The sequence below is a fragment of the Arcobacter sp. CECT 8983 genome (genome assembly GCF_004118855.1).
GTDB lineage: Bacteria > Campylobacterota > Campylobacteria > Campylobacterales > Arcobacteraceae > Halarcobacter.
On sequence record NZ_PDKF01000008.1, the window covers coordinates 163778 to 181845 of the forward strand.

At 27.5% G+C, this 18068-nt stretch carries 19 protein-coding genes; 6 read left to right on the forward strand and 13 right to left on the reverse strand.

From position 1 onward, the window contains the following. Position 1 precedes the first annotated feature (1 nt). Both CRV01_RS09735 and CRV01_RS09740 read right to left on the reverse strand, forming a co-directional pair. On the reverse strand, positions 2–469 hold the full coding sequence (locus CRV01_RS09735) for a ferritin family protein (RefSeq protein ID WP_129008014.1): 468 nt from the start codon (positions 467–469) through the stop codon (positions 2–4). 78 nt (positions 470–547) lie between these two features. Beyond that, entirely contained in the window at positions 548–1297 is a 750-nt protein-coding gene (locus CRV01_RS09740; protein WP_129008015.1) for a hypothetical protein, read from the reverse strand. A gap of 297 nt (positions 1298–1594) precedes the next feature. Here CRV01_RS09740 and CRV01_RS09745 point away from each other — a divergent pair, with 297 nt between their 5' ends. Next, positions 1595–2710, forward strand: a complete 1116-nt coding sequence (locus CRV01_RS09745) for a pyridoxal phosphate-dependent aminotransferase (protein ID WP_129008016.1) — start codon at positions 1595–1597, stop codon at positions 2708–2710. Here CRV01_RS09745 and CRV01_RS09750 read toward each other — a convergent pair. From CRV01_RS09750 to CRV01_RS09780, 7 genes are all read right to left on the reverse strand, one after another. Then, on the reverse strand, positions 2696–3343 hold the full coding sequence (locus tag CRV01_RS09750) for an HAD family phosphatase (protein ID WP_129008017.1): 648 nt from the start codon (positions 3341–3343) through the stop codon (positions 2696–2698). The two genes, CRV01_RS09745 and CRV01_RS09750, sit on opposite strands and share 15 nt — an antisense overlap. Beyond that, positions 3333–3740 (reverse strand): ModE family transcriptional regulator, encoded by a 408-nt coding sequence (locus tag CRV01_RS09755; RefSeq protein WP_129008018.1) that lies wholly within the window; start codon positions 3738–3740, stop codon positions 3333–3335. Before CRV01_RS09755 ends, CRV01_RS09750 begins: the two co-directional genes overlap by 11 nt. Before the next feature lie 235 nt (positions 3741–3975). Beyond that, positions 3976–4560 carry a TIGR00730 family Rossman fold protein gene (locus tag CRV01_RS09760; RefSeq protein WP_129008019.1) on the reverse strand — a complete coding sequence of 195 codons (585 nt, stop codon included), beginning with the start codon at positions 4558–4560 and terminating at the stop codon, positions 3976–3978. Next, positions 4561–7053 (reverse strand): RND family transporter, encoded by a 2493-nt coding sequence (locus tag CRV01_RS09765; protein WP_129008020.1) that lies wholly within the window; start codon positions 7051–7053, stop codon positions 4561–4563. Between the two features lie 5 nt (positions 7054–7058). Next, on the reverse strand, positions 7059–7631 hold the full coding sequence (locus CRV01_RS09770; protein ID WP_129008021.1) for a phospholipid-binding protein MlaC: 573 nt from the start codon (positions 7629–7631) through the stop codon (positions 7059–7061). A 3-nt stretch (positions 7632–7634) separates the two neighbouring features. Next, positions 7635–8366 carry a VacJ family lipoprotein gene (locus CRV01_RS09775; RefSeq protein ID WP_129008022.1) on the reverse strand — a complete coding sequence of 244 codons (732 nt, stop codon included), beginning with the start codon at positions 8364–8366 and terminating at the stop codon, positions 7635–7637. 69 nt (positions 8367–8435) lie between these two features. Beyond that, a complete protein-coding gene (locus CRV01_RS09780; protein ID WP_129008023.1) occupies positions 8436–9281 on the reverse strand; it encodes a M23 family metallopeptidase in 846 nt (281 codons plus the stop codon). A gap of 95 nt (positions 9282–9376) precedes the next feature. Between CRV01_RS09780 and CRV01_RS09785 the strand changes: the two genes are divergently transcribed. Further along, complete coding sequence (locus tag CRV01_RS09785) at positions 9377–10084, forward strand: YebC/PmpR family DNA-binding transcriptional regulator (protein WP_129008024.1); 708 nt, start codon at positions 9377–9379, stop codon at positions 10082–10084. Between the two features lie 22 nt (positions 10085–10106). Here CRV01_RS09785 and CRV01_RS09790 read toward each other — a convergent pair whose 3' ends face one another. Next, entirely contained in the window at positions 10107–10862 is a 756-nt protein-coding gene (locus tag CRV01_RS09790; protein ID WP_258238384.1) for a M48 family metallopeptidase, read from the reverse strand. A 93-nt stretch (positions 10863–10955) separates the two neighbouring features. Here CRV01_RS09790 and CRV01_RS09795 point away from each other — a divergent pair, with 93 nt between their 5' ends. Beyond that, positions 10956–11846, forward strand: a complete 891-nt coding sequence (locus tag CRV01_RS09795) for a DMT family transporter (protein WP_129008025.1) — start codon at positions 10956–10958, stop codon at positions 11844–11846. On the opposite strand, the gene CRV01_RS09800 is transcribed toward CRV01_RS09795, so the two are convergent. Beyond that, complete coding sequence (locus CRV01_RS09800; protein ID WP_129008026.1) at positions 11836–12279, reverse strand: YiiD C-terminal domain-containing protein; 444 nt, start codon at positions 12277–12279, stop codon at positions 11836–11838. The genes CRV01_RS09795 and CRV01_RS09800 overlap by 11 nt on opposite strands. A 338-nt stretch (positions 12280–12617) precedes the next feature. Between CRV01_RS09800 and CRV01_RS09805 the strand changes: the two genes are divergently transcribed. Then, a complete protein-coding gene (locus tag CRV01_RS09805; RefSeq protein WP_129008027.1) occupies positions 12618–15194 on the forward strand; it encodes a bifunctional aconitate hydratase 2/2-methylisocitrate dehydratase in 2577 nt (858 codons plus the stop codon). A gap of 144 nt (positions 15195–15338) precedes the next feature. Then, positions 15339–15518, forward strand: coding sequence for a PLDc N-terminal domain-containing protein (locus CRV01_RS09810; protein ID WP_129008028.1), 180 nt, complete (start codon positions 15339–15341; stop codon positions 15516–15518). A 33-nt stretch (positions 15519–15551) separates the two neighbouring features. Here CRV01_RS09810 and CRV01_RS09815 read toward each other — a convergent pair whose 3' ends face one another. Both CRV01_RS09815 and CRV01_RS09820 read right to left on the reverse strand, forming a co-directional pair. Further along, positions 15552–16247, reverse strand: a complete 696-nt coding sequence (locus tag CRV01_RS09815; protein ID WP_129008029.1) for a TVP38/TMEM64 family protein — start codon at positions 16245–16247, stop codon at positions 15552–15554. Beyond that, entirely contained in the window at positions 16237–17241 is a 1005-nt protein-coding gene (locus CRV01_RS09820) for an endonuclease/exonuclease/phosphatase family protein (protein ID WP_129008030.1), read from the reverse strand. Before CRV01_RS09820 ends, CRV01_RS09815 begins: the two co-directional genes overlap by 11 nt. A gap of 229 nt (positions 17242–17470) precedes the next feature. Here CRV01_RS09820 and CRV01_RS09825 point away from each other — a divergent pair, with 229 nt between their 5' ends. Beyond that, complete coding sequence (locus CRV01_RS09825) at positions 17471–18028, forward strand: TetR/AcrR family transcriptional regulator (RefSeq protein ID WP_309109214.1); 558 nt, start codon at positions 17471–17473, stop codon at positions 18026–18028. Positions 18029–18068 lie beyond the last annotated feature (40 nt).

Consider the following 18068-nt stretch of genomic DNA (forward strand, 5'->3'; position numbering starts at 1 on the left):
TTTAAAATTCAGCGCTAGCTACCCAGTTATCTGGTTCTTCTAAAAATAAAACAATCTCTTCTAATACTTTTTTGTGTTTTGTCTCTTCGTGAGCTATCTCAATAAAGATTTGTCTTTCTTCTTCATCTTCAATATCTTTAGATTTTTCAATATAAAAGTCATGTGATATTTCTTCTCTTTTGATTGCATCTTTGTAGTAGTTTATTTGCTTTTCATCAAAATTTACATTGTTTTTTTCATTTGAAAGGGTTTCAAAAATGGTTTTAGTATCGGTAATAAGATTTAAATTATCAATATCTAATTTTTCTTTTTTCATCATACTTTTAAAGATATTGTAATGTTTTACTTCTTCATCTGCAAGCATAGTAAAAATTCTTTTTAATCCAGCATTTGGAGACATGTTAGCCATTTCTCTATAATAAGATTCACCTTCTTTTTCTACTTTCATTGCATACTCATAGACATTCATTTTCTTCTCCTTTATGCGTAACAATTAGTGTTACTATAATATCTAACAAAGAAAATAAAGTCAATGAAATATAAAGTTTTAATTATAAGGTTGACTAATAGGTGGAAAACTTTCAAAAGATTTTTTTATTGCACTATGAATTGATGCTTTATATTTTGAAGTTTGTGATGGTGCTGCAAATTGGATAAAATCTTCAGACCACTCTATCGTTTTTTCTCTTTTATAAACAAAAGCAACATTTTTATTTAGTTCATCTTTACATCTTCTATAAATAGTTTGTGCATAGTTATTAATATAAATAAACTCTTTTGGATTTATTTTTTCTCCCCAAGCAAAAAATACAAATTTTCCTTTTGGAATAATATTTTTACAATCTAAATACATGATATCTCTATCAAATTCTGTATTTTGTTGTGAATAATAAATCTCTAAGTCTTGGTCAAACTTCATAAGTAAAGAAGAGGCATCTATGTTTTTTTCCATTAGATTAAATAAGTTTACTATTTCTACAAGTTTACCTTCAAATTGATTTCCCATAGCATGTTTAAATAAAGTGATATAATCTTCACATTTTAATTCTATCATCTCATCATATTGGTCAAAATCTTGGTCTAATAAATATTTATTAGAATCATATCCTACAGGTGTAACAAGAGGGCTATAAAGAATAATTGTTCCAACTATATTTTTCTTTTTATCTTTATTTGTTTTTATTAGTTGTTTTAATTGCTTAGCATCAATTTGCTCATCTTCTTTGTTAAAATATAAGTAGCTAGAAGTTAAAAATACTTCTTCATATTTAGTTTCTAAAGTTCCAAAATATTGCATAAAAATCCTTGTATTAGTGATGAAATAGTATCAAAATAAAGCTCAGACTTAGGTAAAATAGCAATAAAGCTTAAATAAGACTAAAATACTCCTATTTGTTTTAGAGTGTGATTTTTAGTTAAGGGTAGTTTGATAAGATTTCAATACATTAAAAAATTTTGATGTAAACTACACAGCCAAATTTAATGAGAGTTAGCATTTTATTATTCTTCTCCTTCGCTAATGCTACTCTCATTAATATATTTAAAACCCAATCTTTTTATAGTATAATCCATTTTTTAATTATTAGGATAACTTATGCGATATGAAAATATGAACTCTTTTATTGTAATGGATATAGTTAGAGATGCTTTAAAATATGAAGATACGATACATTTTGAAATAGGGCAACCTGATTTAAATCCAAACCCAAAGGTAAAAGAGGCATTAAAGCAAGCTGTTGATGAAAATAGATTTTCTTATACAGAAAGTTTAGGTCTAAAAAGTTTACGTGATAAAATAGTAGCTCATTATAAAAAAGAGTATGATGTAAATATTGATTCTTCTCAAGTATTACTTACTCCTGGAACATCAGGAGCATTTTTAATAGCTTATACCTTAACCTTAAAACAAAATGGAAAACTAGGTCTTAGTGATCCTTCTTATCCTTGTTATAAAAACTTTGCAAATATGCTTGATATTGAGCCTATTTTTATGAATATTGATAAATCCTGTGATTATGAGTTAAAAGTAGAGCATTTAGTAAAAGAAAAACTAGATACATTACAAATTTCATCTCCTTGTAATCCAACTGGAAATATTTATGGAAATAAAAATTTAAAAGAGTTAATTGAGTATTGCGATAAAAATAGTATCTCTTTTATTTCAGATGAGTTATATCATGGTTTAGTTTATGAAAAAGATGCTTCTACTGCTTTACAGTTTAGTGATAATGTATTTGTAGTTAATGGTTTTTCTAAATACTATTGTATGCCAGGACTTAGACTTGGTTGGATTATTGTTCCTAAAAATCTAGTAAGGCAAGCAGAAATTATAGCTCAAAATATTTTTATTTCTGCTCCTACACTTTCTCAATATGCAGCATTAGAAGCCTTTGATTATAAATATTTAGAAAATATTAAAAACAGTTTTAAAAAAAGACGTGATTATCTGTATAAAGAGTTAAATGAAATTTTTAGCGTAGATGCAAAGCCTGATGGAGCTTTTTATCTTTGGGTTGATGTTTCAAAATATACAAATGATAGTTTCTCTTTTGCAAAAGAACTTTTAGAAAATATTCATATAGCAACAACTCCTGGAAAAGATTTTGGTGCTAATCAAACTAATAAATATTTGAGATTTGCTTATACAAGAGATATAGAGCATATGAAAGAAGGAATTAAAAGATTAAAAGAGTATTTACAAAGTAGATAAAAGTTCTTTTAATTCATCAAGTTTTTTAATATGATAATTGGCTTTTGAAAAGTCATGACTTTTTGTAAACTCATTATAAACTATAGCACAATCAATGCCTGCATTGTATGCTGAAGTAAGACCTCTTTGCGAGTCTTCAACTACTAAAGTTTCTCCTTTTTTTGCATTAAATTTTTTAAGTCCTGCAAGATATGGGTCAGGGGCTGGTTTTGCTTTTGTGTATTCTTCAACACAAAGAGTAAAATCCATAAAGTCAACTATACCTCTATTTTTATGAATTAAATCAAAATCAACCCTTCTAGAAGTAGTAATAATAGCCATTTTGTATTTTTGTGATAACTCTTTTAACAAAGGTTTTACCCCTTTGATTTCAATATCTTTAGTTGTAAGAAACTCTTGATAATATTCGTCTCTTTTTTCTCTTTGTCTATCAACTACTTCTTTTGAAAATCCTTCAGCAAATGCAACTTCCCAAGCTGTACCACCTCTAGCCATGATTTCTAAGTAAGTATTTAATTCAAGTGTTAAGTTTAACTCTTTTAGTGCTTTAACGTTAGCTTCATAATACCATTTTTCTGTTTCTACTAAAACGCCATCATTATCAAAAAGAATAAATTTCTTTTTATTTGTCATCATACTCTTCAAACTCTTCATCATAGAAGCATCCAAGTTGACAGTGAGTAACTTTTATATCTGAGTTATTGATTGTTGAGCCTACTTTTCTTAGACTTGCGCCTTTATCTCTTGCTGTGTACCAAGCTATTTCACAATCTATTTTTTTATCTTGCACAAAGTTTCTTGAAAGTTTGTCATATATATTGTCATCAAGTTCAGAAAAAGATATTTTTCCAAATACTCCTAATTCGCAGTTTGTAATTTTTATATTCATTGACTTTGTAACTTGTGCCATATCTTTAGGTTTCATACCTATTAGTCTTGCAACTTTAAAAGCTTTTAGACAAGATAATTTACCTTCTTCATCAAGATTTGTTAATAGTAATTCTCTTTGAATATTGTCAAGTTTTTTCATTAAGTTATATTGCCTTAAAATTTTTTGAAATTATATAATTATATCATAACATACATGTAGCAAATGTGATACTTTTGTACAATTTTTGAAATATTTAAAAAAAAAAGCAGAGCAAGGAGAAAGCTCTGCTTTTAAGGAGATTGTTTTATTCGCAAAAATGCTATGAGTAGGTTCGCTGCTACTCATTGCTTAATAAAATTATAATAGTTAAGTATTAATGAGCAGTAACAAAAAATTAACAGTTTGTTAATGCTTTTAAAATCTCCCATTTACTCTTTGGGGGTTCATAATTAATAAACCCTTTATAAATCTCCTTTATATCATCACTTACTATAATTGAATCGAAATGTTCTTTTAGCATAAAACCTTCATTTACAGCTGTTTGTAAAAATGCTAATAAATTATCATAATATCCATTTATATTAAAAAAAGCACAAGGTTTTTGTGTATATCCTACTTGAATAGAAGTTAATATTTCAGAAATCTCTTCTAAAGTACCACATCCTCCAGGAAAGGCTATAAAAGCATCTGAAAGTTCTTCCATTTGGGCTTTTCTTTCTCTCATATTATTTACTTTAATAAGATTTGAAAGTTTTTCATTTTCTAACTCTTTTGTTGCAAGGTCATGGGTTATTACTCCATATACAGAAATATTTTGTTTTAATGCATAGTTTGAAATAATTCCCATAAGACCAGCTTTACTTCCTCCATAAACTATAGAGCAGTTTTGTTTGGCTAAATAATCAACCATTTGTAAAGCTGTAGTTCTATATATCTCATTTTTACCAAAATTTGAGCCACAATATATTGCAATATTCATTTAGTGGCTATTCCTAGGTTCTTTGTTACCATAAGGCTTTGTAAGAATTAATAATTTTGGAAGTAAAAGTAAAGCAGAGCTTAAAATAGTTGCCATTACAATAACTGTTAATAATCCAAAATAAATAGTAGGAATAAGGTTAGATAAAACTAATATTGAGAAACCAACAATTACTACTAAAGAAGTATAAGTCATAGCATAACCGATACTTTCGTGACTTCTTTTCATAGCTTCCACATAGTTATGGTCTTTTTTATACTCTTCATGGAATCTGTGAATATAGTGAATTGTATCATCTACACCTATACCAATAGAAATAGCAGCAATAGTAATAGTCATAATATCTAAAGGAATTGTAAGCCATCCCATAATTCCAAAGATAATAGAAATAGGAACAATATTTGCTAAAATGGCAATACTTGCTATTTTAAATGACTTAAATAAAATTAAAAACATTATAAATAAAATTACAACTACAAAACCTAGAGTTTTAATTTGTGAATCAAATAGTGATTGCAGCATATTGTTATATAAAACCATTAAGTTTGATAATCTAAATTCTACACTTGAACTATTTATCACAGCTGGAAGTTCATTGTTTATTCTTTTTAAAAGCTCATCTCTTCTTAATTTTGGATTTGAATCAATAATTCTTGTGGTAACCCTTGCTTGATTATGTTCAATATTTATATATGGACTTAAAATTATCTTTTTATATTTTTCAGGAAGTTTTTTATAAAGTAGGGCAAGAGTAAAACTATCTAACTCTTTTCCTTCATTTAAAGTTTTACCAACTTTTAAAAGGGTTGCTAAAGATTGAACTTTTCCTATTTCATCGATAGATTCTAAATAATTGTGTACTCTTAAAATTATATTTAGTTTATCTCTTGTAAACCAGTATTGTTCATCATTTTTATCAATGGCAAACTCATCTTCAAAAGAGTCAAAACTAGAATTATCAGTAGTTTCTTTAGCTTCCTCTTTTTCTTTTTCCTTGAAAGTAATTACAACATCTAAAGGAGTAGTTCCACCTAGCTTTTCATCGATTACTTTCATTCCTTTATATATTTGAGTTGATTCTTTAAAATAGTTAATAAAACTATTTTCAACTATAAGTTTAGAAGCTCCTGTTAGTGAAAAAACTACAACTAGAATACTTGCAAGAATAATTTTTTTACCATGGAATTCTACAAGATATTTTGATAATGCAATTATATTTAGCTTGAAGTTAGATTCTTTTGGACTTTTGATTTTCTTTAATAATATCAAGATAGCTGGAAAAACTATAAATGAGATGATTAAAGAAATAGCAATCCCTGTACTCATCATCCAACCTAGATTTTTAACTGGTTGAATACCTGATAAAACCAATGAACCAAAACCTGCAATAGTAGTTATAATTGCAAAAAAAGATGGATTTAGTTTTGAAAGAATAGTGTTTATAACTAACTTATATTGTGAAGAGTTAGGATAGATAGAACTAAGTTCTCTATATCTTACAATTAAGTGTAAAACAATAGATATAGTAATAATTAATTGTAAAGCAATAAAGTTAGAAGAGATAACTGTCACTTCCCAAGCAAAGAAACCTAATGCTCCCGTTGTAGAAACTACTGAAAGAGTACAAATTAACAACGGTAAAGTTATCCAAACTATTTGTCTAAAGATAATCCATAAAATAAGTATTAAAAGTAAAATTAAAGTTGAGCCATAGATAACTAAATCATTTTTTACAAAAGTGATAATATCATCAGCAATCATATTTACCCCACCTAAGAAGAGGGAAGCATCATCTTTATATTTTGCAATATTTGCTCTTATGTCTTTTATTGTTTGACTATTTTCTTCTCTTTGTTTATCCCTAAAGATTTTAAAATCTGCTTGAATTTTATTTAATTGTTCTTCTTCTTTTTGAGATAATGAATGTTCTCTTTTCTTATCTAAAAGTGTTTTTCTTTTATCAATAAATTCAAAATACTCTTTATTTTCTTTAAGATTTAAAACAAGAGCAGTTGTTTTAAAATCAGAACTAACTAAGGCGTTTTTATATAATTCAGAGGTTAAAAACTCTTCTTTTACGAGTTTTTTATCTGGATTACTATTTTCTAAAGTTCTTATGTTATCAACAAGTTTTGTTAACTTTTGAACAGGAGATTCAAGTAAAGGAACATTTAAAATAGAAGTAACTGAAGCAATATTTTCTATTTGAGTTAGTTCCTCAGATAGTTTTTTTAACTCTTTTAATGTTTCATCATTAAGTAAATCTTTTTTTGGAGAATAAGTAACAAGTAAAAAATCAGGATTATAATATAGTTTAGAAACTTTTCTAGCAAATTGTAAATCTTTATCATTATCAAGTAATAAGGTTTCAGAAGAAGCATCTATTTCTAATTTAGTAGAGTAATATCCTAAGAATATTACTCCTAATAATAATATGAAAACTGTTTTAAATGGATGTTTAATAACAGTTAAATCAAAAAACTTTTTGGTCATCTTATCTATTTTTTACTATTTAAGTTTTTGAATAGTTCATCTAAAGATTTATCTTTTAAAAATCCTGCAAATTGTTGTCTGTAAGTTTGAATAATACTTACTCCAAGTAGATTGATATCATAAATCTTCCATTCATTTTCTTCTTTTTGATAAAATTTATAGTTGATATCAAAATTCTCTTTTTCTCCAATAAGTACAGTATTAAGTACTACTCTATTTTTCTTTGGTTCTTCTATTCCAAGAAACTTGATTTTTTGATTTGTATATAAATCAAGTTTATGTAAATATGAGTTTTTTAAAACTTTAGTAAATAAAGTTGTAAACTCTTCTTTTTTTCCACTTGAAAGAGTATTCCATTCTTTTCCCAATGATAATCTAGCCATTAAAGTATAATCAAAGATAGGGTCCATTATAGAAACTATCTTTTCATTTTTATCTTCTTTTTTTATCTGATCATTTTTTAAAATAGAAAGTACTTCATTTACTTGTTTAACCATATATGGTTCTATCTCTTCTTTATTTACTGCGAATAGTAATGTTGCAGAAATTAGAAATACTAGAAAATATTTTTTTAACATCGATTATTCCTTAATTTCTTTTTCTCTTCTTTGATTGTATGCATTTTTAAGTAATGAATACAAGTCTATTGCATCTTTTGTAAATGCTTCATATCTTCCTTGGTTTAAAGAGATATTATTTACAATATTTACTGTTTGAATTCCTATAGTTTTTTCTGTTCTATTTGGTATTTTGTAGTCTAATGAACCTGTATCTGTTAATGGAGATATATAACCATCGGCAACTAAACCAAAAGTATCTCTTAGGTTTGATGGGCCTAAAAATGGTAGTACTAAATGGAATCCTTCACCTGCACCATAAAAACCAAGGGTTTGACCAAAATCTTCATCTCTTTGCTTTAAATTCATTTTTGTTGCAGGATCCATTAATCCAGCTATACCAACAGTAGAATTTATTGCAAATCTACCTAATTCTTCCAGTGCATAGTCAAATTTCAATTGAAGAATATTGTTTACAAATCTAATTGGAAATTTAATATTATCAATAAAGTTTGAAATACCAGTTCTAGCAACCTTTGGTACAACCTTTGCATATCCATCTGCAGTGGGTTCTAATACATTTAAATAAATATAATGATTAAAAGATGTCATTGCACGATTATATCCTGCAAGTGGATCAAAACTCTCTTTAGGAGTAGTGAATTCACTAAATTCATCGTTTAAATCATCTTTTTCTAATTCTTGAGCAAAACTAATGCTAACAACCATTAAAAAAAGTATAATTAACTTTTTCATTTTAACTTTTCCTTGTGTGTGTGTAAAGAAAGATAGAATAGCTAAAAATATTATAAAAAAAGCTTAATATTATAAATAGTTATTAAGTAAACTTATAGCTTGTAACGGATCTACTTGAATACCATGTATTCTAAAGGAAAAGTGTAAATGAGGTCCTGTAACTCTTCCTGTATTTCCACTTAATCCAAGGATTTCTCCTTTTTTTATGTAATCACCTTTTTTATAATTCATTTTACTTAAGTGGTAGTAACCAGAGTAGATACCATTTCCATGATCAATTACAATAGAGTTTCCAGCATAAAATCTGTGTTTTGCAATGACAACTTTTCCATTATTAATTGCTTTTATTTTTGTACCTACTTTTGCTCTATAATCTGTTCCACTGTGGTATGATTTTAAACTTCCATTATAAACTCTTTTTTTGCCAAAATCACTTGTAATCTTAGTTTCAAGTGGATATATAAACTTATCTTTTATATATAATTTAGGAGTTGTTGTTTTATATATTTTCATTGCTTCTTCATATTCTTTAGAAACGCGTTGTTTATTTTTTTTACTTAAAATAACTTTCGAACTATCTACATTTATAACTTCACTTTTATAGTTTCCATCAATTACTTCAATAGGAATACCTTTAAAAACCTTTTTTCTATCTTCAATATAGGAAATTATTATTTTATATTTTTTAAGTTTTTTGTAATAAGAGATTGGAATTAAAGCATAATAACTATTTTTTTCATTTGGAAAGGCAAAAAAGTTGATATTATGTTTATCTAGAGTTAATTTAGGGTTTTTGATATTCTTTTTAACAATCTTAAGGAAAATAGTATTTGCATTTTCTACTTTTTTTGAAGAAACTTCAATAGCAAATAGGAATTGATTTATTATAAATAAAAGTAAAAGTATTTTTTTCATGAAATAATCTTATCAAAAAAATATTATTACTATCTTATAAAGCTATTATAACAAAAAGGGTATAATACGCAAAAATTAAAGTTTATGGAGTTTTTATGGGTAGAGCCTTTGAATATCGAAAAGCAGCAAAAATGAAAAGATGGGGAAATATGTCAAGAGTTTTCCCAAAACTAGCAAAAGCAATCGAAATTGCAGCAAAAGCAGGAGGTGGTGATCCTGAAATGAACCCAGCATTAAGAACAGCTATTCTTAATGCAAAAGCGCAAAACTTACCAAAAGCAAATATTGAAGCAGCCATTAAAAGAGCTACAGGAAAAGATGCAAAAAACTATACAGATGTTAACTTCGAAGGTAAGGGACCTCATGGTGTTCTTATTTTTGTAGAGTGTGCAACTGATAATAATACAAGAACTGTTGCAAATGTAAAAATGCATTTTAATAAAAATGGCGGTCAAGTTGTTCCAACTGGTTCTTTAGAATTTATGTTTGATAGACGTGCAATTTTTGAGTTTGATATGCCAGATATGGATTTAGAAGAGTTAGAGTTAGAACTTATTGATTCTGGTCTTGAAGAGCTTGAAGAAGAGGATGGACTTTGTATTGCACTTGCAGATTATACTGATTTTGGTAATATGAGTACAAAATTTGAAGAGCTTGGTATTGAACTTAAAAAAGCTGAGTTAAAAAGAATTTCAAACAATCCTCAAACATTTACAGAAGAACAACAAGAAGAGATTGGAAAACTATTAGAGAAGCTTGAAGATGACGATGATGTTCAAGCAGTATTTACTAATATGGAGTAAAAAATAACATAGTTTAACTATGTTATTTTTTTATTTTTATATTTTTTATTATATTTTTAATTTTAGTAATTCTAGTTTTTGAACTAGGGTGGGTAGAAAGAAACTCAATAGTATCTTTTTTACCTTCATTCATATTCTCCCAAAATTTTACAGCTTCATTTAAATCATATCCTGCTTTGTGCATAAGATAAATTCCTATTTCATCTGCTTCATTTTCTTGCATTCTGCCATAGGGCATTAAAACTCCATATTGAGAACCTAAACCATATGCAATATTAAAAGATTTTGTGTATTCTGGTGCTTGACTTGCAATTGCAATATTTCCTAAAATTTGAATACCTTGTGAAACCATATTTGTACTTATTCTCTCTGCTCCATGCCTAGCAAGAGCATGGGCAATTTCATGGGAAATAACTGTTGCAAGTTGGTCATCATTTTTAGCAACTTCTAAAATACCGGTATAAACAACAACTTTCCCTCCAGGTAAACAAAAAGCATTTTTAGCTTTATTTTCAATTAGGTTAAATTCCCAATCATAATTTTTATTAGCTACTTTTGCTATTTTTTTACCAATCTCTTTTACTCTATTTGAATCTTTTGTATTTTTTATAACTTTTGATTCTTTTAAGGTTTTTTCATAACTTTGCTCACCTAATGCTAACTCTTTTTCATCAGAGATTAATATCATTTGACTTCTATTAGTATATGGTGTTTTACTGGTACAGCCAACAATTAATAATGCTAAAAAAAGTATTGAAACTATCTGTTTTATTCTCACCTTATCTCCTTTTATGTGTTATTTTATCAAAAAGAAAATTATTTTAAGAAAATTAGAGTAGAATTATTTTTTTATTTAGGGGATATTTATTAAATGAATCATACGTTAGGAAATATTTTAGGTCTTATAACTATTCTATTGTGGGCATCACTGGCATTATTTACTGTTTATTCAGGAAAAATTCCTGCTTTTTTATTATTAACAATCTCTTTTTCAGTAGCTTCTGTTATAGGGTTATTAATGTTAAAAAAACAAAGAAGAAAATTAACTGAGTTATTAAATGTACCCTTAAAGGCCTATTTTATTGGAGTAATTGGCTTATTTGGATATCATTTTTTCTATTTTTTAGCTATTAAAAATGCACCAGCAGTTGAAGCAAACCTCATTAACTATTTATGGCCTTTATTAATTGTTGTTTTCTCTGCTTTTTTACCAAATGAAAGATTAAAATGGTTTCATATAGTAGGGACAATATTAGCACTTAGTGGAGCATTTTTATTAGTATTAAAAGATGGAAGTTTAGAGTTTGATGCAAAATATACTTTAGGTTATACTTTTGCTTTAATTGCAGCGCTTCTTTGGTCTTCTTATTCTGTGATTTCAAAAACATTAACTCATGTACCAACTTTTGCTGTTACTGGATTTTGTCTTTTAACTGCTATATTGTCTTTTATTGCGCATTTAATATTTGAACAAATATATATGCCATCTTTTACTGAGTTTATATCTGCACTTATTTTAGGGCTTGGACCTGTTGGTGGAGCTTTTTATTTATGGGATTTTGCTTTAAAAAATGGAGATATTAAAATTTTAGGTTCACTTGCTTATTTAGCTCCCTTGTTATCAACCTTATTATTAGTTTTAGTTGGCATTTCAAATATGACAACTACAATTGCAATTGCTTGTATTTTGATTATATTAGGTTCAATAATTAGTTCAAAACAGTATTTAAGACTTATTAAAAACTATATATTTAAATCTTAATTACATAAATACCTTCAAAGTCAACACATACTTTTTTATCTTCTATAATTTGAGACTTGATTCTTAAAGAAGCACTTCCTTTAGAATCAAGTTTCTGCTTTAATCTTTCTATCTCTTCTTTATTTGGAAGAGTAGTTTCGCAATATAACTCTTTTGTCACAGGAGCTCTATATGAAGTATTACTTTTAATTACAGCTATCATTGTATTTTTAAACTCTAATTGTTCTTCTACAAGTAAATAACAAGCACTCCATCCTGAAATGGTAACTAGAGTACTTAAGCTTCCTGCAAAACCAGTTTTTTTATCATTGATATTTGGTTCTATTGGCGCTGTTGTAATTAATTTATTCTCTCTTATCTCTTTTGGATTTATTTGCATATATTTTGTAAGTGGAATTTGTTTATAAAGTTTTTCTTTTAATTTTTCTAGCAACTTAATCCTTTATATATAAATAGAATTTATTAAAATTATATATTATTTTAATTATTTAAGGATAATTAAAAAAAATATTTTAAATAATATATGTACAATAATTGTACACCAATGTACCTTAAATTAGCATAGAATATTAAATTAAAGCTTTTTTACTTAAACTTCAATAACAATTGATATGTGAATAGACAATAAAATAGCCATTTAATGCTTTTTTTATTACTTTTTGTAACTTTTTTTTCAAGAATAAAAAATTGTCGAATGCTTAACAGAAATTGTACATTAAAGAGAATAAACATTATGCTATACTAGTGCTACAAATTTATTAGGAGATCTATATGAGTTTATTAGCTACTTATAAAGCGCATACTGAAGAAAGATTAAATGAAGGTGGATTACCACCATTACCATTAACTGCTGAACAAACTGCAGAATTAGTTGAATTATTAAAAGCTAATCCAGTAGAAGAAGCAGAATACTGCTTAGAATTATTTAAAAACAAAATTAACCCAGGTGTTGATGAAGCTGCATACGTAAAAGCTGCTTTTTTAAATGATATTGTACAAGGGAATGTTGCATGTTCTGTTATTTCTAAGACTGAAGCTGTTGAAATCTTAGGAAAAATGATGGGTGGATTCAATGTAACTCCATTAATTGAAGCACTTAAAGTTGAAGAAGTAGCTGATATTGCTGCTACACAATTAAAAAATACTATCTTAGTATATGATGCATTCAATGATGTAAAAGATTTAATGGATGCTGGAAATGCTAAAGCTAAAGAAGTTATTGAATCATGGGCAAATGCTGAGTGGTTCACTAATAAACCAGCATTAAAAGAAGAAATCAAATTAACTGTTTACAAAATTCCAGGTGAAACAAATACAGATGATTTATCTCCTGCAACTGTTGCATTTACAAGACCTGATATTCCATTACACGCAACTGCAATGTTACAATCAAGAATGGAAAAACCATTAGAAACAATGGAAGAGTTAAGACAAAAAGGTAACCCTTTAGCATACGTTGGTGATGTTGTTGGTACGGGTTCTTCAAGAAAATCAGGTATTAACTCTGTTCAATGGCACATGGGAAGAGACATTCCAGGTGTACCAAATAAGAGAACTGGTGGTGTTGTAATTGGTTCTATTATTGCTCCAATTTTCTTTAATACTGCAGAAGATTCAGGATGTTTACCAATTGAAGCTCCAGTTGATGAATTAGAAACTGGTGATGAAATTGTTGTTAAGCCATATGCTGGACAAATTCTTAAAAATGGTGAAGTAGTTTCTGAATTTAAATTAGCTCCGAATACAATGACTGATGAAATGAGAGCAGGTGGTAGAATTCCTTTAATTATTGGTAAAGGATTAACTGCAAAAGCAAGAGAAGTATTAGGATTAGAAGCTTCTGATATGTTCTTAGCACCTGAGCAACCAGCAGATTCTGGAAAAGGTTATTCTCAAGCACAAAAAATGGTTGGAAAAGCTTGTGGTCTTGAAGGTGTTAGACCAGGTATGTATGTTGAACCAATCGCTACAACTGTTGGGTCTCAAGATACAACTGGACCTATGACAAGAGATGAGATTAAAGAGCTAGCAGCACTTAGCTTTGGTGCTGATATGGTTATGCAATCATTCTGTCACACTGCTGCTTATCCAAAACCAGCAGACATTAAATTAAGACATACTTTACCTGATTTCATCAACTCAAGAGGTGGTGTAACACTTAAGCCAGGTGATGGAATTATTCACTCTTGGTTAAATAGACTTTGTTTACCAGATACAGTAGGTACTGGTGGAGATTCACATACAAGATTCCCAATTGGTATCTCATTCCCAGCTGGTTCTGGTCTTATTGCATTTGCAGGAGTTACAGGGATGATGCCTTTAACTATGCCAGAATCTGTTCTTGTAAGATTTAAAGGTGAAATGCAACCAGGTATTACTTTAAGAGACTTAGTAAATGCTATTCCATATCAAGCTATTCAAGATGGATTATTAACTGTTCCTAAGAAAAATAAAAAGAATATTTTTGCTGGTACAATTATTGAAATTCAAGGTTTACCACAACTTAAAGTTGAACAAGCATTCGAATTATCAGATGCAGCAGCAGAAAGATCAGCAGCAGCTTGTTCTGTTCAATTAGACAAAGAACCAATTATTGAATACTTATCTTCAAATATTGCTTTAATCGAAAAAATGATTGAAGAAGGTTATGAAGATGCAAGAACTCTTCAAAGAAGAGCTGATAAAATGAAAGAATGGATTGCTAATCCTGAATTATTACAGCCTGATGAAGATGCAGAGTACAAAGCTGTAATAGAAATTGACTTAAATACAATTACAGAGCCAATTTTAGCTTGTCCAAATGATCCAGATGATGTTGATACTTTAACAAACATCTTAGCTGATGAAAATAGAATCCATAAAATTGACGAAGTATTCGTTGGTTCTTGTATGACTAACATTGGATTATTCAGAGCTTTAGGTGAAGTTCTTAAAGGTGAGGGTGCAGTTCCTACTAAATTATGGGTTGCTCCTCCAACAAAAATGGATGAAGCTCAATTAGTTGAAGAAGGATACTACGCTACATTTGCAGCAGCAGGTGCAAGACTTGAAATCCCTGGATGTTCTTTATGTATGGGTAACCAAGCTTCTGTTTCTGAAGGTGCAGCAGTATTCTCTACTTCTACAAGAAACTTTGATAATAGACTTGGAAAAGGTTCTCAAGTTTACTTAGGATCAGCAGAAGTTGCAGCAGTTACAGCACTTTTAGGAAGATTACCATCTAAAGAAGAGTATATGGAAATCGTACCTAAGAAAATCACTGAACAAAATAAAGATGGAGTTTACAAATACTTAAACTTCAATCAAGTATCTAAAGAACATTTAACTACATTAGTTACTTCTAGATAATATTAAATAAAGGCAAAAAGGGAAACCTTTTTGTCTTTTACTATTTATTTTAATACTATTTCTTCTTAAAATTTTATCTTTCTTAATATTATTTACTGTAATATATTTCTCTACATGACTAAAAAAATACATAAAGGATAAAAATTGAGTTTACAAGTAAATGGAATTTTAGGATTTATTTTATTATTCTTAGACATTATAGCAATAATTAAAATAGTAAATAGTGGTGCTACCACAGTAAGAAAAGCAATATGGATATTAATAATTTTATTCTTACCTTTTATAGGTTTAGTTGCTTGGTATTTTCTTGGGCCAAGAGGGTAGGTATAAAAGAAGATATTTTATATCTTCTTTTCCCTAGTTATTTTTTCTTTTTTTATAATCAAAATATATAAATATAGTATATATTAAAATTCCAATACCACTTATATAAGATAATCCTTCTTTTAGTTCATTTATATTACTTGAAAAAAATGCTATAGCTACAGCTAAGGGTGTTATTCCAATAATAGTTGCTAAGATAAATTTTAAATAGTTCATACTTAAAGCACCTGCAATTAGACTTACTCCATCATTTGATAAAAAAGGAGACACTCTAAATATAATTACACTAAAGAAACCATAATTATTTATCCAAAAATCTAATTTATCAAAACTTTTTTTACTTATATATTTTTTTAATGTATTTTCACTGATTGTATTTCCTATAACATAAGCCAACGTAGAAGCCAAAAATACGCCAATTAGACTTATTATAACAGAAGGAATAAAACCATATACTAAAGCAGCAATTATCATAGGTAGCCAAGAGGGGAATACTACTAAAAATAGTTGAAAAATCATTATTAAAATTAAAATGATTGCACCCCAGATACCATATGATTTTATATGGTTTGTGATTTCTTCTTTATTCCCCGAACTAAAAACTTCCCATAATTCATTTATATTATTTTTAAAACTATCATTTATAAAATATAAAATTAATATCAATATTATAAATACAAAACTTGTAATAATTGGAAAATATTTTATATATTTTTTATTAATACTCATTTGTTGTTATCTCTTTCTTTTGCAAAGTAGATAATTCCAAACTTGTTAAAATGGCAAAATGATCAGAACCATAGTAAGGCAATCTTTCAATTTTATTTACCTTAAAGTGTTTACTATGAAAAAGATGGTCTAAAGGCCATCTAAAAAACCAATATTTCGCATTATAAGTGTTATAAATACCTCTTCCAACTCTTGGGTCTAAAAGTTTACTGATCTTTTTGAAAGTTTTTGTAGATCTAGACCAAGCAACATCATTTAAATCTCCAGTAACTATTACTGGTAGTTCTTTTTCATTTAAACTTTTAGCTAATATTATTAACTCAACATCTCTATTAGTAGATTTTTCATTTTCAGTAGGACTTGGAGGTTTTGGATGTAAAAAATATGCTTTGATTTTCTGTTTTGAAGGTAAAATTATTTCTGAGTGTATAGAAGGTACTTTATCTTCAACTAAATATTTTATTTCAGAAAACTCTATTTTGAATTTAGAATAAAGGTGCATTCCATAAAGATTATCTAAAGGACATTTTACATTATATATATATTTTGATTCTATTGAAGCTAATTCTTCTTCCCACCATTTGTTTGTTTCTAAAGTAATAATAATATCAGGATCATATTTATTTATTAGTTCAATAAACTTTTTTGTATTTTTATTGTGCATTAAAACATTTGCTGTCATTATCTTTATTAAATTATTTCTTTCTGTTGTATTTTCAACTTCTTTAGGATAGAAAATAGTATAAGGAACAATATATATTGTTTGATACAATAAAATAGCGCTTGTAACAATAATTAAAAATATAGAAAGTTCTTTTGACAAGTCTAAGAAGATAATTTCTGTACATAGTAATATAAATGAAGAAAATATAAGAATTAGTCTAGGAAATTCCCAAAATCTAACAGTCCAATGTCTATGTTGAAGCAAGGGTAACAAAGTTGCAATTAATAAAAAGAATAAAATCAAAAGAAATGTTATTTCAACATCAATCAAAGGTAACCTTTCGTAAATAGAATTTTAAAATATTAGCATAAATACTCTATTATTAAAATATTTGATTTTTATTATTAAAATATATTATCTGAAATATTGTAATTTTAAATGTAATGGAAACTGTTTTATGAAAAATCATTCACTATTAATTAGAAATATTGTATTATTAATAAAATAATTCTAAGGATTTATCATATCAACTATAAAAGAGACTAAAAAAAATAATATTATTGAAAATGCATTAAAGCTTTTTTCTCAAAAAGGTTTTTATAATACAACTATTCCTGATATTGCAAAAGCTATGAAGATGAGTGTGGGTAATATGTACAATTACTTTTCTTCAAAAGAAGAATTAGCAAAGTTTGCAATTAAGTATTCAACTAATATCTTAGCTAATGATTTAAGAGAAATTAATCAAATGGAAATTTCATCTAGGGATAAAGTTTTTTTATTTACAAGAAAATATTTAGAAAATGTTCAAGATTCACCAGAAGTAATTGAATATTTTTTAAGGGTTTACTTATCAAATAGAGAAGTATTTAATAAAGATTGTGAAGGTTTTTTATGTGTAAGTGAATTTGTAACTGAAGTAATGATTTTACTTGATGAAGGAGCTGCTAAAAATGAGTTTAGACAACAAGAGTTCTTTCCTGCTTTTGCAATGATTATGGGAGCATTAGGTGGTTTTGCTTTTCTTTCAGGAGAAAAGGTTTTAGAAAAAGATATAGCATTTTACTCTGATGACGTTGCTGAAAATATCTACAGAGCTTTAAAGTACGAAGGTTAACAAAATTAATTAAAAGAAGGTAGTTAACAAACTATCTTCT